The 26,059-nt window shown below is 41.2% G+C and carries 15 protein-coding genes and 1 tRNA gene; 7 read left to right on the top strand and 9 right to left on the bottom strand.

The window, feature by feature from the left end; all coding sequences use genetic code 11:
- Positions 1–43 precede the first annotated feature (43 nt).
- Positions 44–1,585 carry a DEAD/DEAH box helicase gene (locus EO112_RS05070; RefSeq protein ID WP_127163263.1) on the bottom strand — a complete coding sequence of 514 codons (1,542 nt, stop codon included), beginning with the start codon at positions 1,583–1,585 and terminating at the stop codon, positions 44–46.
- A gap of 178 nt (positions 1,586–1,763) precedes the next feature.
- Here EO112_RS05070 and EO112_RS05065 point away from each other — a divergent pair.
- Positions 1,764–1,838: transfer RNA gene (locus tag EO112_RS05065), tRNA-Arg, on the top strand.
- 134 nt (positions 1,839–1,972) lie between these two features.
- Here EO112_RS05065 and EO112_RS05060 read toward each other — a convergent pair.
- Positions 1,973–2,437 (bottom strand): low molecular weight protein-tyrosine-phosphatase, encoded by a 465-nt coding sequence (locus tag EO112_RS05060; protein WP_127135966.1) that lies wholly within the window; start codon positions 2,435–2,437, stop codon positions 1,973–1,975.
- Positions 2,438–2,504: 67 nt separating this feature from the next.
- Positions 2,505–4,760, bottom strand: coding sequence for an autotransporter outer membrane beta-barrel domain-containing protein (locus EO112_RS05055; protein WP_127161218.1), 2,256 nt, complete (start codon positions 4,758–4,760; stop codon positions 2,505–2,507).
- A gap of 560 nt (positions 4,761–5,320) precedes the next feature.
- Here EO112_RS05055 and aroF point away from each other — a divergent pair.
- The 6 genes from aroF to EO112_RS05025 all read left to right on the top strand — a co-directional run bounded on the left by aroF (position 5,321) and on the right by EO112_RS05025 (position 12,938).
- Positions 5,321–6,328, top strand: a complete 1,008-nt coding sequence (aroF, locus tag EO112_RS05050; RefSeq protein WP_127163260.1) for a 3-deoxy-7-phosphoheptulonate synthase — start codon at positions 5,321–5,323, stop codon at positions 6,326–6,328.
- A gap of 9 nt (positions 6,329–6,337) precedes the next feature.
- Positions 6,338–7,393, top strand: a complete 1,056-nt coding sequence (gene aroB / locus EO112_RS05045; protein ID WP_127163257.1) for a 3-dehydroquinate synthase — start codon at positions 6,338–6,340, stop codon at positions 7,391–7,393.
- A gap of 139 nt (positions 7,394–7,532) precedes the next feature.
- Complete coding sequence (gene aroA, locus EO112_RS05040; protein WP_038144488.1) at positions 7,533–8,798, top strand: 3-phosphoshikimate 1-carboxyvinyltransferase; 1,266 nt, start codon at positions 7,533–7,535, stop codon at positions 8,796–8,798.
- Positions 8,799–8,824: 26 nt separating this feature from the next.
- On the top strand, positions 8,825–9,949 hold the full coding sequence (aroC, locus tag EO112_RS05035; protein ID WP_127163255.1) for a chorismate synthase: 1,125 nt from the start codon (positions 8,825–8,827) through the stop codon (positions 9,947–9,949).
- The gene (locus EO112_RS05030) at positions 9,950–11,185 is read left to right on the top strand and encodes a shikimate kinase (protein WP_127163253.1); all 1,236 of its coding nucleotides are present in this window, start codon (positions 9,950–9,952) and stop codon (positions 11,183–11,185) included.
- Positions 11,186–11,564: 379 nt separating this feature from the next.
- Entirely contained in the window at positions 11,565–12,938 is a 1,374-nt protein-coding gene (locus EO112_RS05025) for an amino acid permease (protein WP_126940865.1), read from the top strand.
- A gap of 1,124 nt (positions 12,939–14,062) precedes the next feature.
- On the opposite strand, the gene uvrC is transcribed toward EO112_RS05025, so the two are convergent.
- From uvrC to smc, 6 genes are all read right to left on the bottom strand, one after another.
- On the bottom strand, positions 14,063–15,877 hold the full coding sequence (gene uvrC, locus EO112_RS05020; protein WP_127163282.1) for an excinuclease ABC subunit UvrC: 1,815 nt from the start codon (positions 15,875–15,877) through the stop codon (positions 14,063–14,065).
- Positions 15,878–15,945: 68 nt separating this feature from the next.
- Positions 15,946–18,810 (bottom strand): excinuclease ABC subunit UvrA, encoded by a 2,865-nt coding sequence (uvrA, locus tag EO112_RS05015; RefSeq protein ID WP_127163251.1) that lies wholly within the window; start codon positions 18,808–18,810, stop codon positions 15,946–15,948.
- An 8-nt stretch (positions 18,811–18,818) separates the two neighbouring features.
- Entirely contained in the window at positions 18,819–20,927 is a 2,109-nt protein-coding gene (uvrB, locus tag EO112_RS05010) for an excinuclease ABC subunit UvrB (RefSeq protein ID WP_127010784.1), read from the bottom strand.
- A 208-nt stretch (positions 20,928–21,135) separates the two neighbouring features.
- A complete protein-coding gene (locus tag EO112_RS05005; RefSeq protein WP_127163249.1) occupies positions 21,136–21,534 on the bottom strand; it encodes a hypothetical protein in 399 nt (132 codons plus the stop codon).
- 6 nt (positions 21,535–21,540) lie between these two features.
- The gene (gene ftsY, locus EO112_RS05000) at positions 21,541–22,461 is read right to left on the bottom strand and encodes a signal recognition particle-docking protein FtsY (protein WP_009353136.1); all 921 of its coding nucleotides are present in this window, start codon (positions 22,459–22,461) and stop codon (positions 21,541–21,543) included.
- Positions 22,451–26,014 (bottom strand): chromosome segregation protein SMC, encoded by a 3,564-nt coding sequence (gene smc, locus EO112_RS04995; RefSeq protein WP_127163246.1) that lies wholly within the window; start codon positions 26,012–26,014, stop codon positions 22,451–22,453. Before smc ends, ftsY begins: the two co-directional genes overlap by 11 nt.
- Between the last annotated feature and the right edge of the window lie 45 nt (positions 26,015–26,059).

Here is a 26,059-nt window from a genome sequence, read left to right as displayed (position 1 = left end):
ATAATCAGAATTGTTTAATTTTAAATATCGTTACTTAACGAAATTAATCTTTAAAATACGGCTTGAAACCGCTACCTTGATGCTTTTGTTGTTTTTGTCCATCACGAGAACGGCGCTCTCCACTATTGGAACGTTGACTACGATCGCGAGAGGAACGTCTTCTATCTCCGTCACGACGATCATCACGACGGCGACCATCTCTACGACGATCATCACGGCGACGGCCATCTCGACGTCCACTGTCACGGCGACGACGTATGCGAAGTGGCGCTTCTTCTGTAATGCTAACAGGAGTTGTATCTGGCTCTTTTGTCAACAATTTCAAAGCAGCTGCTAATAATGTAACAGAATCGATATCGTTCAACAATTCTTCTGCACTAGAACGATAGCTTGCTAATTCTTCACGATTATCTGCTAAAGCAATCAATTTCTCTACGGCAATTTTTTGTTGTCCTTCTAATACTTCTCCCAAGGATGGAGCCTTACGGCGAGCAATCTTGCGTTTTGTCAAACGTTCAATGGCATGTAAATGCTCAATTTCACGTGGAATAACGAATGTCATTGCCACGCCCGCTTTACCAGCACGACCTGTACGACCGACACGGTGTACATAGCTTTCAGGATCTTGTGGCAAATCGTAGTTATACACATGCGTAACGCCACTAATATCTAAACCACGAGCCGCTACGTCTGTAGCTACTAAGATATCGATAGTACCTTCACGGAATTGACGAATCACAGAGTCACGTTTTTGTTGAGACAAGTCACCATGAATACCTTCTGCCATGTAACCACGTTTTTTCAATGCTTCTGTTACTTCGTCTACACGACGTTTTGTACGACCGAACACGATAGCCAATTCTGGCGCTTGGATATCTAGTAAACGGCACAATACATCAAATTTTTGACGATCTTGTACTTCGATATAATATTGTTCGATTAAATCCATTGTTACTTGTGTTGGTTTCATACGGATTAATGTTGGCTCTGTTAAGTATGTTTCTGCCAACTCTTGGATTGCTTTTGGCATTGTAGCAGAGAACAATAATGTTTGACGCTCTTCTGGAACAGCTGTCAAAATTTTATTGATATCATCTACGAAGCCCATGTTTAACATTTCATCCGCTTCATCCAAAATGACAACTTTTACATGGTCAAAAGAAATAGATTTTCGCTCCATGTGATCCATTAAACGACCAGGTGTCGCTACAATCACTTGTGGATGTTTTTTCAACATACGGAATTGACGTCCAATATCTTGTCCACCATAGATTGGTAAGGCTTGAATGTTAGTATGTTGCGCCATTTTATTTAACTCTTCCGCCACTTGAATTGCTAATTCGCGTGTGGGTGAAAGAATCAATACTTGTGGATCTTGGATTGTTGGATCCACTTGCTCTAACGCTGGGATACCGAAGGCAGCTGTTTTACCAGTACCAGTTTGTGCTTGACCAATCATGTCTTGACCGGACTTCGCCGCTGGAATGGCTTCACGTTGAATCGGTGTTGGTTCTTCAAATCCCATGTCGTTTAAAGCTCGTAAAATGGGTTCGCTAATTTGTAAATCTTCAAATTTAATTTGCATATATGAAAGGGTCCTCCTTTAAAATCTTGTTATGTATTATGCGAATTAGTATATTATATCACACTGGGCATCGGTTTGTATATCAAAGTATGATAGAGCACTATATGTTTCAATCCTTCACCATGAGGTTCACTATTGTACTGACCATTATTTCATGGTATACTTTAACGGTATACACGCGCCTATAGCTCAGGGGATAGAGCGCCGGTCTCCGGAACCGGGTGCGCAGGTTCGATTCCTGCTAGGCGCACCATTGATATAACTGGATTCTCACCGTTGTTGAGAATCCAGTTTTTGCATTTGAGCCCAATTTAAGTTTCCATAAAAAGTACCGCCCCCATGTTATATCTACTTCAGATAACACTGGGGGCTTATTACATTATACTTTTACTTAAATAATTGTTCTTTGATCAACTCTAATAGGGCATCACAGCTACGACTTATATCGTCATAGGTTTCGTCAAAATTTCCCGTATACCAAGGGTCTTTTACATCTCGACTTTCCCCAACAAACATCATAGCCTTATACACCTTATGGTCAACGTCATCATCAATAATGAGGCGCAAGTTTCTTGCATTATTTTCATCCATGATGATGAGGTAATCAAAGTTACGGTAATCATACATCGTTACTTGGCGGGCCTTGCGACGAGTATAAGGAATATCCATTTCATCTAATTTTTGTTTAGTTCCATAATGGGTATCATTTCCTATCTCCTCACGAGATGTAGCTGCGGACTCAATATAAATAGAATCAGTTAAACCCGCCTTGTTAACGATATGCTTCATATAAAACTCTGCCATCGTAGAGCGACAAATGTTACCGTGACAGATGAATAAGACTTTTACCATACTATCCTCCTTAAATACTAATAGTCCTTACAGCATACGCTATAAGGACTATTAGTACAAGATTTAATTAGAAGTTATACCGTACTCCCGCATCAATACGCCATGTAGTGTCTATAGTAGCACCAAAGTTTTTAGTGAATGTACCATATACATATGTACTTGGACGAACGCTCCAGGAGCCTCCAATTTCAGCATCAAGCCATGTATCTTTCAAATCAAGTTCTGTATGTACTGTTGGATTACCTGGCGCGGAATATGTCGTATTGACCTTACTAGAGAATTCATGAGCCAATGCGAGTTTTGCAAAGATGTTGGATGTTTCTGTTTCTCTACCAATGCCAAGACCCAATCGACCTACAGCAGAGTTAACAGCGTCAGCTTTCACATGCATAGAGCCACCACCAACAAGATTAGCATCATAGGATACGCCATTCAAACGACCTATAATAAATTCTACACTAGGATCCATGTAGAAACCATTTTGTTGTTTAATACGTTTACCGTATTCAGCACTTAAAGAGGTACCAAATGTATGATACTCCCCATTCAATTGATGTCCCCCTAGTGAATGAAGTTTGTAAGTATTGGATAAGCGGTTTCCACGAGCGATGATATCTAAGTAACGTCCATCATCATGTTGTTTTGTACCATATAACCCAATACCAACGGTTTTGCTGTCTCCGTTGCCAACGGCATAGGAATTACTAGACGTACTGTAATCTAGAGCGCCACCAAAAATCCAACCATTGGATACCTTATGATCATAACCAACTTGTACACCATTATATGTCATATGAGCATCAGCACCATTTGTCATGTTAGATTTGCCACCAATGTATTTAGCCCATACACCTTGGTTTGTATTAGTCAAACGAAGGTCCCCTAAACGACGTTGTAAATCGTTCGTAGTATTATGCCAAGCTATCGCTGTAGATGTGAGAGCAGATTTCGCACCACTTACCAAGGAAGATTCACTAGCATGTGTTACCGTCGCGGTATCAGTAACGACAAGATTACCTTGTGCATCAAATGCATTTGTACCAAGTTCCGTCATAGCAGCCGGTCTTGTAATACCTTCATTAACTTGAACAGCAGCAGCTAGTTTCTTATCATTCCCAGTATATTGTAATTTAGTGGCTAACGATTTCATTTCTGCACGATAACTTGCATCATCAGTCAAATTCTTAGCACTATCACCTTGTACAGTGATGTGGCTATGATCAGCGGCATGTTGAATTATGATTTGTCCATTGCCAGCTTCGCTCGCTAGCGCACCTGTTTTATAATCAGCATTTACAAAACCACTATAGTTTTGAATCGTAATAGGACGAGCATCGATAGGATGGATAATACCTGCTGAGGTTAGATTTACACCACCTACAAGATTACGAACTTTACTGCCTTTATATAAGTAGGCTGCATCATCTCCTGATGGACGTGGTTTTTTTGGTGTAGGTCGTTCCATACCAATCCATTCATTATTCCAAGTAGCACCATTTTGTAAATAGATATCGGCACCAGAATTATGCGGATTTTTATTACTTTCAGCATATTCATTTAACACAGCACCAGTAAGCTTAGAGTTAGAGGTTGTAAAAGCTAGTCCTATATTTGCTGGCGCTTCATTAGGATTTGGATTATCACCATAATCTTTATTAATTAACCCTACATTACCAATAGCCACTAAATCTTTCGTACCTGGGTGTTTACCATCGGTACCTGCATTCACATATACATCGCCCTCTTCTGCCACAACAGAATAGATATCTGACGTTGTAACAGGATGCGTTATAATACGACCACCGCCATCAACGATAATATGGCCTCGGTGATTAGCTTGTAATCCTACTCCCACAGCGTCAATATCTACATTGCCTTTCACATGAATATTGCTATCACCATAGTCTCTGTTAGGATTATCATTATGATGTGGCACCTTACCACCAAGACCAGAATAGACAGCACTCATATAATAATGTCCCAATTCACGCTTAGATGCTGGCGCATCATTTTTTAATCGTACAATGAGATCTTTATCTATGGTCAATTGAGATCCGTATCCAATAAAAATCCCTGCTACATTTTTACTTTTACTTTTACCGTTCTCCATTTCCATCAAGCTTTTACCATGTACATTGACGGTCAACGTGTCTTCTATATGCTTAACGTCAGGTTCCGTTTGCTTTTGAGAGCCCATCGATAAACCAATTAAGTTTTCTGCTTTATCACTATACATAGTAATATCTGTAGCCATTACGGAATAAGACATTCCTGTTACTACTAATGCAGCCATCACTGCTGATACATGACGTGTAATTTTCATAAAAGCCTCCACAATCAATAATAGATATCAATAAACTACTGTCATTATACATTGTTATTTATACTTCGTACATCCTTATATACCTATAAATATGCTATTATGCATACTTTATATAGTAAAGTATTATTATACCAATTAGTTATAATTGATAAAATTATCATATATCTTTTATGCAGATATTATAAGAATATTTAATTCTCACTGCTGTTGATAATCCTTTTTTGCATTTGATCCTAATTTTGATCCCAATTTGAATTTTTTTCTTGCCAAACTTAAATGAATGGAGTATACTAAACGCAATTATTGAAAGAAAGGAGTCACTACAATGATGAAGCAAGCCAATTTAGCTACAACAAATGCAAATACATTTTTTTGGTTCTTTATCCAAACTACGGGTAAAGAACTATTTGAGCTACGCTAATTTAGGTATCATCACTGAGTGGCTTTAAATAGTGGTAAGGGCTACCCGTACTAGGTATAGGCGGGTAGCCCTTTTTATATATCTTCCTATACCACCACTCACAAATGCCTATACATATTAAGATTTTTAGGAGGATCTTATGATTATTCGATTACACACTACAGCAACAGAAGCACAAATTGCAGAACTACGTCAACAGTTAGAAGCCACTGGCGTTTCATTACATCCAGTACATGGAGAACAACAAGATATCATCGGTTTGATAGGCGATACATCCCGTGTCGATTTACGCACCATTGAATCCCTTCCATACGTTGAAAAGGTTATGCGTATCCAAGAGCCTTTCAAAAAGGCAAATCGTAAATTCCATCCTCAAGATACGGTGGTTACTGTAGGAAATGCAAAAATCGGTGGCGGTCACTTTGCTATCATCGCAGGCCCTTGCTCTGTAGAAACACCAGAACAAGTTATCGAAGTAGCGAAGGCTGTAAAAGCGGCTGGTGCTGGCATTCTTCGTGGTGGCGCTTTCAAACCTCGTACTTCTCCATACTCTTTCCAAGGCATGGGACCAAGTGGTTTAGCCTTATTAGAAGAAGCTAAAAAAGAAACTGGTCTACCTATTGTGTCAGAAATCATGGATATTTCTCAATTAGAATACTTCGACAATGTAGATATGTTACAAATCGGCGCTCGCAATATGCAAAACTTCAACCTTTTAAAAGAAGTAGGTAAATTGCGTAAGCCAATCTTATTAAAACGTGGTTTATGCGCAACCTACGAAGAATGGTTAATGGCTGCAGAATACATCATGAGCGAAGGTAACGAACAAATCGTTCTTTGCGAACGTGGTATTCGTACATTCGAAACACGCACTCGTAACACATTGGATGTCACTGCTATTCCAATGATGCACGAGTTATCCCACTTGCCAATCATTATGGACCCAAGCCATGCAGCAGGTATGAGCCGTGTGGTTCCCTCCTTGTCCTTAGCCTCCGTTGGTGGCGGTGCTGATGGTTTAATGATTGAAGTTCACAACAATCCAGAAAAAGCACTGTGTGATGGTCCTCAATCCTTACGCCCAGAGCAATTCGCTACTTTGGCAAACCAAGTGTTCACACTTCGTGACGCATTAGGTCATAAATAGGTCACTCCTATGGATACAATTCATATTCAAGCCTCCACTTCTTACGATGTGATTATCGAGCGGAATAGCTTGCCTCACATTGGTAAGTACTTACACTACATCAAAGCTGCTTGTTCCGTCATGATTGTTACTGATGACAATGTGGGCCCCCTCTATGCTTCTACTGTTTCAGATTCCCTACAACAGGCAGGTTACACCGTTCATACCTACACGTTTCCTCATGGTGAAAGTGAAAAGAACGGCCATCGTCTCATGGACCTAGTAGAAACATTAGGAACTGCAAAATTGACTCGGAAAGACCTCATTATTGCTTTAGGTGGTGGCGTCGTCGGCGACCTAGCTGGATTTGCTGCTGCCACCTACTTACGGGGTATCGATTATGTACAAGTACCTACGTCACTGTTGGCTGCTGTCGATTCCTCTGTAGGTGGTAAAACAGCTGTTAACCTAGAGTGTGGTAAGAATTTATGGGGTGCTTTTAAACAACCTATCCTCGTTCTCTGTGATCCAGAAACACTTTCTACCTTACCTAAAGAGGAATGGATTAATGGATGTGGGGAAATCATCAAATATGGTTTCTTAGACCATCCAGAGTTACTAGATCAACTTCGAGAACGACCAATCTTACAACATCCAGAAGATGTAGATACTGTCATCGCTCAATGTGTGCGCATCAAAGCCCATGTGGTGGAAGTAGATGAAAAGGAAAGCGGCCTTCGTGCGACGTTGAACTTAGGTCATACCTTTGGACATGGTATCGAGCACGGTAGTGCTTTTACCATCCCTCACGGCAATGCCGTTGCTTTGGGCCTCCTCATCATGGCAAAAGGTGCAGTAGCCAACGAAGAGCTAGATCCTACCATTGTTTCTAGTATTGAACAGTTGCTAATAGCCCATGAATTACCCACCACAACGACGATATCAAAAGATGTAATCTTAGAAGAAGCTAGTCACGATAAAAAAGCCTCTGGCTCTTCCATTACCATCGTAGTTCCTACAGGGTATGGCACGTCGGTGCTAAAAAAAGTTACCTTCTCTGAATTGGCTAACTACTGTAGAATATAACTACCATTTCTATTCTGTATATCTATTACGTATAACAATATTATTTACATGTAAACTAAACAGATTCTATATTTACCTTTTATCAGTATCCTTATACTACTTCCCAGTGGTTATGGTAATGATACCAGAAAGGATTTCTATGCAACATGTTTCCAATGTGCTCTTACGTGGCACAATCCCAGCCATACCGGCTAAGGCCCATGCTCATCGGGCACTTATCTCAGCGGCCCTTGCCACGAGTCCTAGCTCGATTTTAATTTCCCACTCTTCCAAGGACATTGATGCTACCATGGATTCCTTGCGAGCCCTTGGTGCAACGATTACCCATGAAAATGGTGTGGCTCATATTACTCCTGGCCCTTCCCCTTCTATAGGACAGGTATTACCCCACGAATCAGGTACAACCTTACGCTTACTCTTACCTGTGTCCGCCTCGATTTGTGACACTGTGAAAGTAGATGCCAAAGGACGTCTACCAGAACGACCACTAGAACCATTGTTGAGCGAAATGAAAGACCACGGCGTATCGTTTTCACAAGACGCACCGCCTTTCACTATGACAGGTCGTCTGCAAGGTGGTACCTTCACCATGACGGGGACCGTAAGTTCTCAATTTTTCTCAGGTCTTCTTCTGGCAGCTCCACAACTGGGGCACACCACCGTTAATTGCACAAGTTCCTTACAATCGAAAGACTATGTGACATTAACCATAGAAACGATGAAAGACTTTGGTGTGCAAGTAATAGAAGGCACTACCGAAGAAAGATATCCAAGTTTTATTATCGAAGAGAACCAACACTTCCACGGTAATGAGAAATATCTGATTGAGGGAGATTGGTCTAATGGTGCCATTTGGCTAGTAGCAGCCGCTATGACAGGACAATCTATTTCTGTCACAGGTTTACGTCCTGATTCTGTACAAGCAGATAAACGGATTCTTTCCATTTTAGAAAGCGCTGGTGTCATTTGTACGTGGAATGGATCTACTATCACGATCACTGGCAAAGCACATAAGCCAATCCATGTAAATTTAGAACAAATGCCAGATTTGTTACCTATTTTATCTAGCTTAGCTTGCTCCATAGAAGGAGAATCTACTTTCATCAATGGAGCTCGCCTTCGATTGAAAGAGTCAGATCGTTTAGCAGCGGTGGCACAACTTGTTCGTGATTCTGGTGGTATCGTGCGCATGGAAAGGGATAACCTGTATATTACAGGAACAGGTACGCTTGATGGTGGCACTGTAGACTGTGTGAATGACCATCGCCTCGTCATGGCTGGTGCCTTAAACGCACTCATCGCTACCTCCCCTATAATCTTGCAAGACAGTGAAGCCATCAGTAAGTCGTATCCTCACTTTTTTGAAGACTGGAAACGATTAGGTGGGCAGACACATACTATATAAATGTATTTAACAAGTAAGGAGTAATTATGGCATCCTATTTCGGTCGTACTGTGAAAGTCTCCACCTTCGGTGCCTCTCACGGTCAAGCTATTGGCGGAGTTATAGACGGACTTCCTTGTGGATTTCCTGTCAATCTAGAAACCTTGCAAGCCTTTCTAAAACGACGAGCTCCAGGGCAACATCAATTACAAACACAAAGAAAAGAAGCAGATATCCCTGAGTTTCAATCAGGCATCGTACAAGGAAGACTGAGCGGTTCTCCTTTGGCTTTCACAATTAAAAATACATCACAACGAAGTGGGGATTACGATAAACTACGAGATGTGCCACGCCCATCTCATGCAGATTACACCGCTCGCATGCGCTATGGTGAGTATGTGGATATGCGTGGGGGCGGTCATTTCTCTGCTCGCATAACAGCCCCTGTTTGCGTAGCTGGTGGCATTGCTATACAACTATTAGAATCCATCGGCATTCATGTGCGTGCACACTTAGCACAAGTTGGCACTGTCCCAGATACATCTATCGATTATACTAACCCACCTATGGACAAGCTCGCTAGTATCAGCACTGAAGCGATTCCTATGTTAGACCCTGTGCAACGTCATACAGCAGAGCAACTTGTATTAGAATTAAAAACATCGGGCGATTCCACTGGTGGCATCGTAGAGGTATTTGCCACAGGTTTACCTGTTGGCATGGGGAATCCCAATTATGATGGTATTGAAAATCGCTTAGGCGCTACGCTGTTCGGCATGCCTGCAGTGAAAGGCATTTCCTTTGGGTCTGGTTTCCCTGGCTGTGCGTCCCGTGGAAGCAAGCAAAACGATCCTTTCATCATCACTGATGAAGGTGTTCGTACCAAAAACAATAACAGCGGTGGCATCCAAGGTGGTATTACCAACGGTATGCCCCTTGTGATGCAAGTAGGGATTAAGCCCACACCGTCCATTTATCATGAGCAAAACTCAGTATCCCTCAGTAACCATAGTGCTGAAGTATTACAAATTAAAGGTCGCCATGACCCTTGCGTAGCGCTACGTGCCGTTCCTGTAGTAGAAGCTCTAACGGCTCTTGTCCTCTTAGATTTTGTACTAGAACATGATCCACATGTATTCCGTCATTTCAGTCATCCTGCGTTGGAGGTGTAAATGTTTGGATTATTAGGCCGCACCTTGGGCCACACCTACTCCCCCATGATTCATCAAGCCTTAGGAAATACATCCTATGACATATTTGAAATGGAACCAGACCAACTACAAGATTTTTTTAATCGTTCTGAATTACAAGGCTTAAATATTACCATTCCCTATAAAATCAATGCCTTACAGGCTTGTCATCACATCAGTGATATTGCAAAAGCAATTGGTTGTGTCAACACTATGGTGCGCCAAGCAGATGGTTCTTGGTATGGGACCAATACGGACTATGATGGCTTCCTAGCCACCTTGGATTGGTCTAGCATAGAAGTGACAAATAAGCATTGTTTAATTTTAGGTGATGGAGCCTCGTCCAATACAGTGCATGTGGCATTAGAAAGATTAGGCGCCGCCTCTATTACCCATATCAGCCGCCATCGCTTTCCTACATATGGGCACATTGCACAATTTTATGAACGAGCACAGATAATTATCAACTGTACTCCAGTTGGTATGTATCCTTATTGTCCTGACCAAAGCATTCAATTAGCCCCTTTTACTCACTTAGAAGGTGTTATCGACTTGGTGTACAATCCCCATCGTACAGGTATTTTGTTAGAAGCGAAATCTCTCGGCATTCCTCATGTGAATGGGCTCATCTTCTTATTGTCCCAAGCCATTGCGGCGAGTGCTTTATTTTTACATCGCACCTATGATGAAAGTATCCTTTCAGACCTATACAAACAATTTCGACAAGATCAAGAAAATATTATTTTAATTGGTATGCCTGGGTCTGGTAAAAGTACCATTGGCAAAGCCTTAGCCAACCTAACAGGAAGACCACTAGTAGATATCGATAGCCGCATAATAGAGGAAGTCGGTTCCATTAGTGATTATATTTTAACGCACGGTGAAGCTGCCTTTCGCACAGTAGAATCTAATATCATCAGTGACATAGGAAAGCAGACAGGTCTTATCATCTCCACTGGTGGCGGTGCTGTCACCACACCAGAGAACTTTGCTCCCTTAAGACAAAATGGACGAATCTATGAAATTTATCGTCCTTTAGAAGAATTAGATACAACAGGACGTATCCTCTCCTCTGGTGGCATAGAACGATTACAACAATTGTACACAGTACGGGCTCCCCTATATACACGATTCCGTCAAGCACAAGTTCTGAACACTGGTACTCCTGAAAGCGTGGCTCAACGCATCCTAGAGGACTTCCATAGCAATCTAGTATAACTTGCTATTAAGATATATACTGTATCAGTCTTTCTTTTCTTATATCTACTCATCACTATTGGGATTAAAAGTTGAATGTATCAGATAGGTTTCTTATAGATGAATATATGCTACTACAATATATATACAAGCTATTGTCTACATCCTCTAGAAAAAATATATAAAATCATGAGATTATATAAAAGAATGTAATCTATTTTTAAGCATACGCTAAGATATTAAATACACGTAATCGGCTTTCAAAGGTATTTCTTAGAAATACATGAAAGCCTTTTTACTGTCTAACCATAGTAATTTACTAGCATTAATTGACATTCTATAGAAAATAGTTTAGTATTATCAAATATAAAAGTTTATATTGTATTAAGGAGGTTTTACTATGACGGACTCGCAACAAGAGTTAAAGCGTGGTCTTAAAAATCGCCACGTTCAATTATTAGCCATCGGTGGTGCTATCGGTACAGGTTTATTCCTCGGCTCTGGGCGATCTATTAGTTTAGCGGGCCCCTCTATCCTCCTCACGTATCTGATTACAGGTATTATCTGTTTCTTCATGATGCGTGCTTTAGGAGAGTTATTGCTTTCCAATTTAGATCACCATTCCTTCATTGACTTTGTAGAAGAATATTTAGGTGACCGAGCGGCCTTCATTACAGGTTGGACCTATTGGTTCTGTTGGCTTTCACTGGCCATGGCGGACTTAACTGCGGTCGGCTTGTACATGCAGTACTGGATACCGTGGATGCCACAATGGATACCGGCCCTCATCGTACTAGGCATATTACTAGTTATGAATTTGACAGCGGTCAAACACTTTGGTGAAATGGAGTTTTGGTTCGCTTTAATAAAAGTAATCGCCATCGTATCACTCATCATTATCGGGCTTATCATGATTCTTACAGGATTCACTACCAATGCTGGAGCGGCTGCCTTTGATAACCTATGGAATTACGGCGGTTGGTTTCCAAATGGAACCATGGGCTTTATCTTATCTTTCCAAATGGTAGTATTTGCTTTCACAGGCATTGAACTAGTAGGCCTCACAGCTGGGGAAACGGAAAATCCAAAAAAAGTTATCCCTATGGCCATTAACAATATTCCATTGCGAATTATTCTATTCTATATTGGATCTCTGGCGATTATCATGAGTATTTACCCATGGATTGCAGTAGATCCAAATTCTAGTCCCTTCGTGGCTGTGTTTAATGCAGTGGGTATCCTGGCTGCTGCGAGCATCGTAAACTTCGTTGTTCTAACATCGGCAGCATCTGCTACCAACTCCGGTATCTTTTCCACTAGCCGTATGATCTACGCATTATCAAAACGCGGACATGCACCGAGTCGAATGAAACGATTGACGAACCATGCTGTACCCTATCAGGCAACACTATTCTCCGCTGCAGCTTTACTATTTACCGTAGTCTTGAACTATGTCATGCCTGAAAGCGTATTCATCATGATTACATCTATCTCTACATTCTGCTTTATCTATATTTGGGCCATCATCGTCGTATGCCATCTCAAATATCGCAAGCAAAGACCAGAACTGGCGAAGCAATCTTCTTTCAAAATGCCACTGTACCCATTCATGAATTACCTGATCCTAGCGTTCTTCCTATTTATCTTGGTGGTACTAGCATTACAAAGTGACACACGCATCGCCCTCATGTTTACACCATTCTGGTTCATCCTACTATGGGCCTTCTACTCCATGTTGGCACCTAGCGATGACGATGAAAGCAATAATAACTAATACAAAAACATAAAAGAAGATCACGATGTACTCCAAATACTATGACTTATCATTTGTGAGGAGAATACCGTGATCTTTTTGATTGTACTATGCTTTGACAAATTCATTTATGTGTATACCATAACAATATCATATGTCGTTCATAGCAACAGAGAGTTATACATAACAATTTTTGTAATTTCTATAAAAATATGGTATACTATATGTAATAAAAAGAAGGGCCACCAACGTGTCGAAGGCGTTAGGCTCATCTCTAAAGTGCTAAAGTAGATACGCCTAACGTATTAAGGTCTAGGAAACCTTATGTCGTTAGGCGTTATCATTAATTATTTGAACAAATCAATGATTTGTACTAGTAAGTCTAAAATTAAAATCATTAAATAGATTTTTTCAAACTTTGTCATAGTACCACCTCCTCCTATAGTTAGGAAGAGATGAGCCCAACTCACGTCGGTGACCCTTCTGTATTTTCATTATAGCATAAACTATGCAAAACGTTATCTTTTGAAAGATATTTTTTTAGAAAATAGATAATCTATCCATAAGGAACGCAGCACTAGCGTAGAAGATCCTGCGGCGCCCTTATTGACTAAATCAAACAACACCAAAAACGAGCAACATGTTCCGGAGCAAACCTAACCACTGTATCAGTTTGTGGAGGAATATGTTGCTCGTTTCCTTTGCTATATAAACAAGCACCACAAGATTTCATAACAAAACAAGTGACGCCCACCTGTGGATGAGTTCATTCCGTGTGGTATCAAAATTAATCCACGTAAGAAACGAGCAACAATTCCTTAAGATACACTACCAATGATAGCGTCTCTGTGGCGTTTCTTTATTACCTAAATACAACAAACACAAGAAGAGCACGGTGTGCCCCGAACAAACATTATGAAATACCGTTTGTGAGGGGTATACCGTGCTCTTCCCTTTGCTAGCTTAAATCCCGTACGCCACAGACTTCATAGAGAAACAAGTATCCATTCTCTCCTCGGCGCCCCACCTGTGGATGAGTTCTTTCCATAGGGCATCAAAATCAATCTATGCAAGAAACGAGCAACATATTCCGGAGCAAACCTACCGTAGGATCAGTTTGTGGAGGAATGTGTTGCTCGTTTCCATTATTTCAAACGCCGAAAGAACTCATACACAGCAAGCGCCGCTTTTTTGTTCATCCCCTCAACGCTTTCCAATTCTTCCAACTCTGCTACTCGCATAGCATCTAAATTACCAAAGTGCTTATACAGCGCTTTTCTACGTTTCGGACCGATCCCCTCAATATGGTCGAGAACGGATTCTAAGTTCCGCTTTCCACGCAATCTACGATGGTAGGTAATAGCAAATCGATGGGCTTCGTCACGTATTTGTTGGAGCAATTGTAATTCTGGCGTATGGTGTTCTAGAATAATACTTTCTGACTCCCCTTCGACGAATACTTCTTCGATTCGTTTTGCCAAAGATATGACAGGTACATCAGTAACTCCCATAGCACGGATGACTGGTAATGCTGCATTTAACTGACCTTTACCACCATCAATAATAATCAAATCTGGCATAGGCCAATCTTTTTCATTACCGTAGCGCCGTTCCATAATCTCCGCCATGGACGCAAAATCATCAGGCTTCCCTTGTACTGTTTTCAGCTTGAATCGACGATACTCTCGTTTCGCTGGCTTTCCACCTTCAAAGACCACCATGGATGCCACCGTTTCTGCCCCTTGCATATGAGAAATATCGTAACATTCCATACGCTCTGGCAATCTTGGCAAGTCGAGTACTTCTGCTAATTTTTTCACAGCCCCACCGGCCTTATCGATGGTGTATTGCCACTGACGACGGCGTTCTGCCAAGAAGTTCTGAGCATTTTCCTCCGCCATCTTGATAAGGTCTTTTTTATAGCCCCGTTGAGGTACAGATACGTCCACTTGTTGCCCTTTCATAGAGGTGAACCATTCACTAAATAATTCACGGTCCACACTGTCCATAGGTAATAGCAATTCTTTAGGAATGAATGTAGATCCTCCATAATATTGTTTAATGAACTCCGTCATCACTAGCTCTGGGCTATCCCCTTCATGTTGGACAAAGTAATTTTCTCGTCCCAATAAACGACCACTGCGAATGAAAAACAGTTGAATACAAGCCATTGGACCATCGATGGCCATACCTAGTACATCCATATCGCCTCGCTGTGTGACCATGCGTTGCTTTTCTTGTACCTTTTGGATACTCAACAAGTCATCACGGTATTTTGCCGCTAACTCAAACTCCAGATCCTCTGAGGCTTGCTCCATCTTGGACGTAATCTCTTGGATCACTTGGACTTGTTTTCCTTCAAAAAGGGCTACAATGTCATCTATGTATTTGCGATAGGATTCTACCGTCACATAGTTCATGCAAGGACCTTCACAATAGTGCATATGATATTGCAAACAAGGTCGTTCTACTTTCATACTTTTACAAGTGCGCAATGGATAATAGGAACGCAAGATACGCAGTACATGATGTACCGCTGTAACGTCCGTGAAAGGTCCAAAATACTTGGCTCCGTCGCGTTCTAAGCGACGAGTCATAAAGAGGCGTGGAAAGTCCTCTTGCACGGTGATCTTTACATAAGGATATGTCTTGTCATCACGAAGCATAATATTATATTTCGGATGATGCTCCTTAATTAAGGTTGCCTCTAGGATTAGGGCTTCCATTTCTGTTTTCGTTTGAATCGTTTCCACATCCCACGCACGACGCATCATAGCGGTTACTTTTACAGAGCGATTCACATCTTGCTGCACATAAGACCGCACTCGATTGCGCAAGTTGATGGCCTTTCCTACATAGATGATGCGCTGGTACTTATCACGCCATAAGTAAACCCCTGGCGTGATAGGTAGATGACTGACCTTTTCCAGTATATACGCTTGCTGTTCTAAATCTCCCATCATCATATCTTTCTGACTAGAGGGATTAAAATTCACTTCTTCTGCTTGCAACTGTGGATCTATGGGATTCATAGTATTTCCTCATCAACCAAAGGATGTTGTTCCATATAGTTCCTAGTTTTATCTAACACAGGACCTAAGAATTTACCCGTGTAACTTTCAGGTAAAGCAGCAATCTCCTCAGGTGTACCGGTGCCCACAATAGTACCACCACGGAAGCCACCTTCTGGACCTAAGTCGATAATATGGTCCGCCGTTTTGATCACATCTAAATTATGCTCGATAACCACCACAGTATCACCACCATCTGTAAGCTTTTGCAATACCTCTAAAAGCTTGCGGATATCTTCTACATGTAATCCAGTAGTCGGCTCATCCAGGATATATAAGGTTTTCCCTGTACTGCGCCGAGCCAGTTCAGTGGCTAGTTTCACACGCTGTGCTTCCCCACCAGACAAGGTAGTCGCCGCTTGACCTAAGCGAATATAGCCTAAGCCCACCTCTTGTAAAGTTACCAATTTACGGTGAATTTTTGGGATAGCGCTAAAGAAATCTACCGCTTCATCCACGACCATGTCCAATACATCGGCAATACTTTTACCTTTGTACTTCACTTCCATAGTCTCTCGATTATATCGAGCTCCTTTACATACCTCACACGGTACATACACATCTGGCAAGAAATGCATTTCGATTTTGATGATACCATCTCCACGACACGCTTCACAGCGACCGCCTTTGACGTTAAAGCTAAATCGCCCTGCTTTATAGCCACGAATCTTCGCTTCATTGGTTTGACTATATAACTCACGGATGGCATCGAAGACCCCTGTATAGGTAGCAGGATTAGAACGTGGTGTTCGACCGATTGGACTTTGGTCAATGTTGATGATTTTATCCACATACTCTAAACCACGAATCTCCTTATGGGCTCCTACCTTATGATGACTTCTGTAGAGTGCATTGGCTACACCTTTATATAAAATTTCGTTGATCAATGTCGATTTACCGGATCCACTCACACCGGTCACAACAGTAAATAAACCGATAGGGAATTTCACATTCACTTGTTGTAGGTTGTTCTCTTTAGCTCCACGAATCTCTAAACAAGCTTTTGTTGGTTCTCTCCGTTCTTTTGGTAATGGAATATACTTTTGACCACTTAAATATTGACCAGTAATGGATTCTTTCACAGCCATTACCTCTGGTACTGTACCTTGCGCCACGATTTGACCACCATGCTCACCTGCCGCAGGGCCAATATCTACCAAATAGTCCGCTGCTAGCATCGTATCTTCATCGTGTTCTACTACGAGTAAGGTATTTCCTAAGTCACGCAAGCCTTTCAGTGTTTCGATTAAGCGGTCATTATCTCGTTGATGCAAGCCAATGGATGGTTCATCTAAAATATATAAGACCCCAACGAGTCCCGAACCAATTTGTGTGGCTAAACGAATTCGCTGTGCTTCCCCACCAGATAATGTGCCGGCACTGCGGTTCATCGTCAAATAATCTAAGCCCACATTATTTAGGAATCCCAAGCGAGCATTGATTTCTTTCAAAATTTGTGCCCCTATGAAAGCCTCTCGTTCCGTTAACTGTAGATTGCCAAAATAGTCCACCGCTTCACTAATAGTTAGCTGTGTCACTTCATCTATATTTTTATCCCCTACACGGATGGCAAGGGATTCTGGTTTCAAACGAGCACCCTTACAAGCTGTACATGGTTTAATAGACATATAGGATTCGAACTCTTCCCGCATGCTATCCGTAGTCGCCTCTGCATGACGGCGTTTCACCATTGGCAAAATACCTTCATATTCGGTATGGAATGTTTTCACCTCTCCACGCATATTTTCGTAGTCGAAAGTCACTTTCTCAGTACTACCATACATGACTTCTTTTTGTAAGGCTGTAGGCAGTTCTGAAAAACTTGCTTCTAGTGTATATCCATGCGCTTTCAACAAGCCCTCTAATTGACGCATGAACCACGCATTAGGGTTCGAACTCAATGGGGCTACTCCCCCATCTATAAAAGGCACCATTGGATCTGGAATGACACGATCTTCATCTACCTCCATGGTACTGCCTAATCCCAAACAGGATGGACAGGCACCAAAAGGACTGTTGAAGGAAAACATACGAGGTTCAAATTCCGGCAATGAAATGTGACCATTAGGACAGGTAAAATGAACACTAAATTGATGGGCTGGGCCGTCGACCTCTTGGATGATAACAAAACCTTCTCCATGATGAATGGCCGTTTCTAAGGAGTCCGTCAAGCGGCTTTCTAAACCTTCCTTAATAACAAGACGGTCCACAACAATTTCAATATTGTGTTTTTTATTTTTATCTAAGTTGATTTCGTCCTCAAAGGTATGAATCTCTCCATTGATGCGAACACGAGCAAATCCATTTTTACGAATTTGTTCCAACACTTTTTCATGGCGACCTTTTTTACCCCGTACCACGGGAGCCATCACCATAATCTTAGTACGTTCCGGCAATTTCATGACTAAGTCTGTTATTTGCTCAATAGTCTGTTGGGCAATCTCTTCTCCACAAGTAGGGCAGTAAGCTCGACCAATACGAGCAAATAATAATCGCAAATAGTCATAAATTTCTGTCACCGTTCCCACCGTAGATCGAGGATTACGGCTCGTCGTTTTTTGGTCGATGGATATAGCCGGTGAAAGCCCCTCAATGTAATCTACATCAGGTTTATCCATTTGCCCTAAGAACTGGCGAGCATAGGCAGATAAAGACTCTACATATCTCCGTTGGCCTTCTGCATAAATCGTATCAAAGGCTAGGGATGATTTACCAGATCCACTTAATCCTGTTAATACGATGAATTGATTTCTTGGTAGAGCCACGTCAATGTTCTTCAAATTATGTTGACGGGCTCCTTTAATAATTAATTGATCTTTCAAAATAACTCCTATTCTTCATTCATGTCTGACCAAATTTGGCGCAATCTGCCCAATTCATCACGCAACTCTGCAGCTCGTTCAAACTCTAATTGTTTCGCCGCTGCTTTCATGAGGCGTGTAGTCTCTTCAATGGCATTGAATACATCTTCTTTCGTTTCGTACTGTATTTTCTGTGAAAGTGGCTCAACCGTTTCTGCCACCACTTCTGTCGGCGCTGTGCTGTCATACACCACAGGCGTTTCTACTTTAGGCTTGCGACCTTTTTTAGGTGCAGCAACTTCACCTTCTACTTTGGTCAACTCAATTAAATCTTTCACTTCCTTGCGCACTGTGCGTGGTGTAATACCATGTTCTGTATTGTAGGACTCTTGCAAGGCACGACGACGTTCTGTTTCATCCATGGCGCGTTGCATAGAGCCTGTAATACGGTCAGCATACATAATAACTTTCCCTTTTTCATTACGAGCCGCACGGCCTATGGTCTGAATCAAGGACGTATCACTGCGCAAGAATCCTTCCTTATCTGCATCTAAAATAGCCACTAAGGATACTTCTGGCATATCTAAGCCTTCCCGAAGTAAGTTAATTCCTACGAGGACATCAAAGACACCAGCTCGCAAATCACGAATAATATCAGCCCGCTCAATGGTGGCAATGTCGGAGTGTAAATAACGCACTCGAATACCCATTTCTTTTAGATAATTTGTTAAATCCTCTGCCATTTTCTTCGTTAACGTCGTTACTAACACCCGTTCATCCGACTTCGCACGGTCTTTAATTTCCCCTAACAGATCATCCATCTGCCCCTTAATAGGTCGGATTTCAATAATAGGATCTAGCAAACCTGTTGGACGAATGATTTGTTCTGCCACATTCGTCTGTACTTCCATTTCATAGGGCCCTGGTGTAGCAGAAACATAGACAATTTGGTTGATTCTCTCCACAAACTCTTCAAATTTTAAAGGCCGATTATCCGCCGCCGATGGCAAGCGGAATCCGTAGTCGATCAAGTTATGTTTCCGAGCTTGGTCACCATTATACATGGCACGAATTTGTGGCAAGGTTACATGAGATTCATCAATGATGATAAGGAAATCATCTGTAAAATAGTCGATAAGGGTCATTGGCGCTTCTCCCGGTTGACGGTTAGACAACAGACGGGAGTAGTTTTCAATCCCCGAGCAATAACCCATTTCCTGCATCATTTCAATGTCATATCTTGTTCGTTGCTCCAATCTTTGCGCTTCTAAGAGACGGCCATTTTCATTAAAGTATGCCAAACGTTCAGCCAATTCTGTCTCGATGCGCCCAATGGCAAGGTCTAACTTTTCCTTCGTTGTTACATAGTGAGAAGCTGGATAGATAGCCACATGTTTACGCTCTACAATCACATCACCTGTAAGCACATCGATTTCTACTAAACGATCGATTTCATCGCCAAACATCTCTACTCGAATGGCTCTTTCACTGGTACCAGCTGGGAAAATTTCCAACGTATCCCCTTGTACTCGGAAAGTACCTCGCACAAAGTTCATATCATTTCGGGTATATTGGATGGATACTAATTTACGAAGTATGTCATCACGGCTATATTCCTGACCTTGTCGTAAGGATACACAGAGCGTACTATAGTCCTCTGGGTCTCCTAAGCCGTATATACAGCTAACAGATGCGACGATGATTACATCTTTCCGTTCAAACAAATTCATTGTCGCCGAGTGGCGCAACTTATCGATTTCTTCATTGATGGACGCATCTTTTTCAATATATGTATCGGTAGAGGCAATGTACGCCTCTGGTTGGTAATAATCGTAATAAGACACGAAATATTCCACTGCATTCTTAGGAAAAAAGCTTTTGAACTCACTGGCCAATTGGGCTGCTAATGTTTTATTGTGGGCAATGATCAAGGTCGGCTTTTGTACGGCTTCGATGAGTTTAGCCATGGTATATGTTTTTCCCGTACCTGTAGCACCTAGTAATACCTGTGCCCATTCCCCTCGTTCAATTCCCTCTGCCAAGGACTGAATGGCCTTTGGTTGGTCACCCATCGGTGAATAGGGGGCCTCTACTTGAAAAGGTATGCCTTCCTCAGGAAAATGATGCAATCCGCTCATAGTCCCTCCTTATATATCTATCTCTATAATCCTGAAAGTTCATTGTTAATTCTATATCTAGTAACTTCTATATTATATCACGAATGGTTATTTTATTGTACTGTATGTTCGATACAAATCAGACACAACGAGTAGACTGTACGCATCCCCTATATACAAAAAGAAAAGCTGAATCTAAGATCCAACTTTTCTCCATTGCTTATATAGTTTATCCTTTGCCACGAATCCGACGCAGTTCTTCTTCTGTGATAGGTGTATCCCCTTGTAAGGTTTGTATCGCGGTGTCATCCCCCTCTAACATTTCAATGAAGATGGCAATACCACAATCAGATAAATGATGAGTTTCATCACCATGATCATGTTCTAGAGAGTCCTTCATGTTCTCAGCAATACGATGGACAAAATTCCATTGCTCATCCGTATAACTTTCAATACGGCTAGCAATTTCTTTCCAATTACTTAAGAGTAAGCGTGTGAGAGGTCTGTACAAATCACCGCCTACAAATTCCATAATATCTACAGCACATTCAATACTGTCTCTATCGATACCATAACCATTCATCTCATTTTGGTCCACAACATATTCATATAATTTATTTCTAGTCATGGTCTACTATTCTCCTTTGTCAAAAAGAGCATTAGCAAATTCTTTTGCATTGAAAGGACGCAAGTCATCCATTTGCTCACCCACGCCAATCCAACGCACAGGAACGCCCAACTCTTCTTTGATAGAGATAACTACACCACCTTTTGCGGTACCATCTAATTTGGTCACCACAATCCCTGTGACAGGTACTGCTTCACCGAATAGTTTTGCTTGACTCACCGCATTTTGACCTGTAGTGCCATCTAATACTAATAAGGTTTGATGCGGTGCACCTGGAATTTGTTTGTCTGCTACACGGCCGATTTTTTTCAATTCTTCCATAAGGTTCACTTTGGTGTGCAAGCGCCCTGCTGTATCTACAATGACTAAGTCTGCTTCTTTAGCAACTGCTGAGGCACAGGCATCGAATACCACTGCTGCTGGATCCGCACCTTCCTTATGTTTTACAATGGATACGCCTACACGGTCTGCCCAAATAGATAATTGTTCAGAGGCAGCTGCCCGGAATGTATCTCCTGCTGCAATGATTACTTTTTTACCTTGCTCTGCATAGTAATGAGCCAATTTAGCGATGGTTGTCGTTTTACCAACACCATTCACACCCACTACCAAGATGACTTCTGGTTTGTGAAGCTCCAACACTTCCTCTTGAGCTCCTAGCATTTCTGTAATGCGCTCTTCCATGAAAGGCATGACTTCACCAGTATTATTGATAATCCCTTCCGTAACACCACGGCGGATTTCTTTCATTAAATAGGCCGTTGTTTTAGGTCCTAAATCACCTACTAGCATAGTAGCTTCTAAATCATCTAAAAAATCATCATCGATTTCAGCATAACCAATAACAATAGTTTCTACTTTTTTTACAAAATTATTTTTTGTTTTTTCTAAGCCTGCTTTCACACGGTCAAAAAAACTAAATGCCATAGTCATCATTCTCCTTTACTTCATCAAAGGCTACTGTTAATAAACGTGACACCCCTCGTTCCACCATAGTCACCCCTTGTAAGACATGAGCTGATTCCATAGTCCGTTTACGATGGGTCACCACGATAAACTGTGTGGCATCCCCCAAGTTATGCAAATATTGGCTAAATCGTTCCACATTGGCATCATCTAAAGCGGCGTCTACTTCGTCAAGTACACAGAATGGAGCAGGTCGATAATCCAGCAATGCAAACAATAATGCAATGACCGTCAATGCTCGTTCCCCACCAGATAATAAGCTCAATTGTTGGCGCTTCTTTCCTGGCGGTTGAATATAAAAGTCAATGCCACTTTCTAAAATTAATTCTGGATTCGACACTACAATCTGCGCTGTACCGCCTCCAAACAATTGAGAGAATACATGTTGAAATTTCTCACGAATCTCTGTAAGAACTCCTTGTAGTTGCTCAGACATCGCCCCATCAATTTCAGCAATAACGCCTTCAAGTTGTTCTTTAGCTATCACCAAATCCTCTTTTTGTGCATGATAAAATGCTAGCTTTTCTTCCGCTTCTTCATATTCCGTAATGGCATTAGGATTGATAGCTCCTAAGCTTTCAATCTGTTTTGCTAAGTTCACCTGTTGTTGCTTCCACTCATTCACGGAGCCACCTAAGTGTATATTCTGTGCCTCTTGTTTAGTATACCCTAAAGCGCCCAATTGTTCCAATGCTTGTTCGCCTTGTAATTGATATTTTGTTAACCCTTCTTGTAGGTCCACTAGTTTTTTCTGCACAATTCGTTGACGCTGTTCTTGTTGATTTCGTTCTTCTTGCAATTGACTTAATTGCAATTCCCAAGTACGTACTTTTTCTTGTCCACCTTTACGAGCTTCTCCAATAGCTGCTACCCGTTTTTCTATTGCTTGTTTTTCTGATTCTAATGCTAAAGCTGGTTCACAACCTAAGCGTATGACGTCCTCACCTAATTGGCTTAACCGTCTATCTAAGCTTGCAATATTTATTTCCTTATCTTTGATATATTGTTCTAATTGAGCTAATTCTTTTTTGCTTTGTTCTAACAACAATCTAGATTGTTCCCATCGTAAGCGTACTCCTTGCAATTCTTCATTTTGCTCACGTTCTCGATCTTGTAAAGTTTGCTCTTGAGCAACTAAGCTAGTGACTTGCTCTTGATGTCCTTCTCGATTCTCTAACTGTAAAAGTTCATCTGCTAGCCTTTTAATGTTCTCCCCTAAAGTTATTTGCTTATCTTGAACCTTTTGTACTTCCTCATGATAGGTCTGCACCATTCCACTTAAGTTAATTTGCTCTCCTTGGGAGCGTTGCTGCTCTTGCTGCAAGCTACGTAACTGCAATTCTTCTTGTTCATAGGTTTGACGTAATCCCTTACCAGACTGTGTTAAAGCTTCTATTTCTTTGTCTAGTCCTTGTAAAGTCTGTTGTAACACCTGTGCTGTATCTCGTAATACATGAATATCTTGCTGTAATGTGTCTTGCTCTTCTTTACGGGACAAGATAGACACTTTTTTTCGTTTTGTAGCACCACCTGTTAGAGCACCACCTGGTTGCAATTGCTCTCCTGTTAAGGTAACAATCCGCAATTGTTGATGATATTCTTTTTGCAATGCTAATCCATGGTCCAAGGTATCTACAATAAGAGTACGCCCTAATAGCTGATTAAATACGCCTGTATATTGTGTATCAAATTGAATGCAGTCTACACCTAATCCCAATACATAAGGCGATGTTAAGGCTTTATGATCGAGTCGTTTTCCTCGTACCATATCCATCGGTAAAAACGTAACTCGACCACCTTGTGTGCGTTTTAAGTATTGTACTGCTTCAGAAGCAATCTTTGCAGTCTCTGTGATAACTTGATGAATAGCACCACCTAAAGCAGTTTCAATGGCCACTAAGAATTTTTCTTCTACAGTGAATACATCACCAATAGCTCCACGAATATGAGAAGACCAAGTTTCTTTCGCTTGTAATACATGTTTTGTGCCTTCCAAATAACCTTCATGCAGCTCTTCCCAACTATGTAACAGTTCTAAACGACCTTCTTTAGCTTGCAGTGTTCTTTGTACTTCTACTAATTCCTGATTTTTTTGTCGGCGTGTATCCTCTAGCTGTTGTAATGATTGACGTGCTATCTCCAACGCTTCCTCTACTTTACTAACAACCTGTTGTTGCACCTCTAATTGCCCTTGTGTTTCTTCTACAGATTGTTTTATATCTTGTAAAGTAGCCTTTAAACGTTGTACATCATCGTTCTTTTGTGTTTCTAACTCTTCCGCTCTTGCTAATTGATGGCGAGCTTCTTCCAATTCACGAACAACACGAATATGACGCTCATGAGCATGCTGCTCCGCTATGCGCATACCATCTAAATTAGCCTTCACTTGACTAAGAGAGTCTCTAGTACTTTGCAAATTAGATTCCGCTTGTTTTACATCTTTGCCAATGACTTCTAAAGTATTTTCTTCCTTTTTCAAGGATGCTAAATCACGGTCATACTGTTCCTCTTTTTCTTTCAGTTCTTCCTTCCAAGCTGTTAACTTTTCTTCTCCATCTTTTAACTCTTCTACCATATTGGATTCTTTTAAGCGAGCTACTTCAATTTGTCCAGTCAGTTCCCCTAATTTACCTTGTAAAGTGGCATATTCATCTTCCATACTTCGGTGGGTTTCACGAAATGATTGAAGCTCATTTTGTGTGGTCTTATAAGTCTCTTGAATTGTATCTAAGCTAGTTTCTAATTCTTCTTGCTCACGAAGGTAGGATAAGTTTTCATTTTCTTGGCGTGTAAATAAACGATCTGCCGTTTTATATTCATGAAAAGCAATAGCTCCATCATAGCTACGCTTATCCTGTGATAATGTATTGTACTCACGTGTTACATTAGCTTTCGCCTCTAATTCTACTAATTGATCTCCTAGGGTACTCATCACATCATCTAATCGTTCCATATTACGATCTGTACTATTGATACGCCGAATAGCATCTTCTTTATTCATTTTAAAGCGAGAAATACCTGCCACATCTTCAAATATTAAGCGACGTTCTTCTGGTTTACTATTCAAGATAGCATCGATACGATTCTGCCCGATGATGGCCATAGAATCTTTACCTAAGCCTGTATCAGCCAATAATAGATGAATATCTTTTAACCGGCAATTTCTCTTATTGATTTGGAATTCACTTTCACCATTGCGATACATACGGCGTGTGATAACAACTTCTGCTAATTCTTTGCCCAAAGTGCCATCACTGTTATCAAAAATTAAGTTTACCTCTGCCGTATTGTGAGGGCGACGAGCTTCTGTGCCAGAAAAAATAATATCTTCTGCTTTTTGTCCACGCAAATGGCGTACATTCGATTCCCCTAAAACCCAGCGAATCGCATCAGTAATATTACTTTTACCACTACCATTAGGGCCTACAATCCCAGTCATGCCTGGAGAAAAAGACACTACCGTTTTATCAGCAAAGGACTTGAATCCTTTCATTTCTAGTCGCAATAATTGCATGACTGCTTCCTTTCTATGTATACATAGGTATGTTTCAAATTTACA

The organism is Veillonella sp. VA141 (genome assembly GCF_003992175.1).
GTDB lineage: Bacteria > Bacillota > Negativicutes > Veillonellales > Veillonellaceae > F0422.
This window is presented reverse-complemented; position numbering and strand designations above follow the sequence as displayed.

What these genes read in the sequence shown, in the direction of transcription:
- aroA (WP_038144488.1), top strand. Translation starts at nt 7,533, where the DNA reads ATGCAACATGTTTCCAATGTGCTCTTACGTGGCACAATCCCAGCCATA.
- ftsY (WP_009353136.1), bottom strand. Translation starts at nt 22,461, where the DNA reads ATGGCATTTAGTTTTTTTGACCGTGTGAAAGCAGGCTTAGAAAAAACA.
- uvrC (WP_127163282.1), bottom strand. Translation starts at nt 15,877, where the DNA reads ATGGGAGATTTAGAACAGCAAGCGTATATACTGGAAAAGGTCAGTCAT.
- EO112_RS05005 (WP_127163249.1), bottom strand. Translation starts at nt 21,534, where the DNA reads ATGACTAGAAATAAATTATATGAATATGTTGTGGACCAAAATGAGATG.
- smc (WP_127163246.1), bottom strand. Translation starts at nt 26,014, where the DNA reads ATGCAATTATTGCGACTAGAAATGAAAGGATTCAAGTCCTTTGCTGAT.
- EO112_RS05025 (WP_126940865.1), top strand. Translation starts at nt 11,565, where the DNA reads ATGACGGACTCGCAACAAGAGTTAAAGCGTGGTCTTAAAAATCGCCAC.
- aroF (WP_127163260.1), top strand. Translation starts at nt 5,321, where the DNA reads ATGATTATTCGATTACACACTACAGCAACAGAAGCACAAATTGCAGAA.
- aroC (WP_127163255.1), top strand. Translation starts at nt 8,825, where the DNA reads ATGGCATCCTATTTCGGTCGTACTGTGAAAGTCTCCACCTTCGGTGCC.
- uvrB (WP_127010784.1), bottom strand. Translation starts at nt 20,927, where the DNA reads ATGAGCGGATTGCATCATTTTCCTGAGGAAGGCATACCTTTTCAAGTA.
- EO112_RS05030 (WP_127163253.1), top strand. Translation starts at nt 9,950, where the DNA reads ATGTTTGGATTATTAGGCCGCACCTTGGGCCACACCTACTCCCCCATG.
- EO112_RS05070 (WP_127163263.1), bottom strand. Translation starts at nt 1,585, where the DNA reads ATGCAAATTAAATTTGAAGATTTACAAATTAGCGAACCCATTTTACGA.
- EO112_RS05060 (WP_127135966.1), bottom strand. Translation starts at nt 2,437, where the DNA reads ATGGTAAAAGTCTTATTCATCTGTCACGGTAACATTTGTCGCTCTACG.
- aroB (WP_127163257.1), top strand. Translation starts at nt 6,338, where the DNA reads ATGGATACAATTCATATTCAAGCCTCCACTTCTTACGATGTGATTATC.
- EO112_RS05055 (WP_127161218.1), bottom strand. Translation starts at nt 4,760, where the DNA reads ATGAAAATTACACGTCATGTATCAGCAGTGATGGCTGCATTAGTAGTA.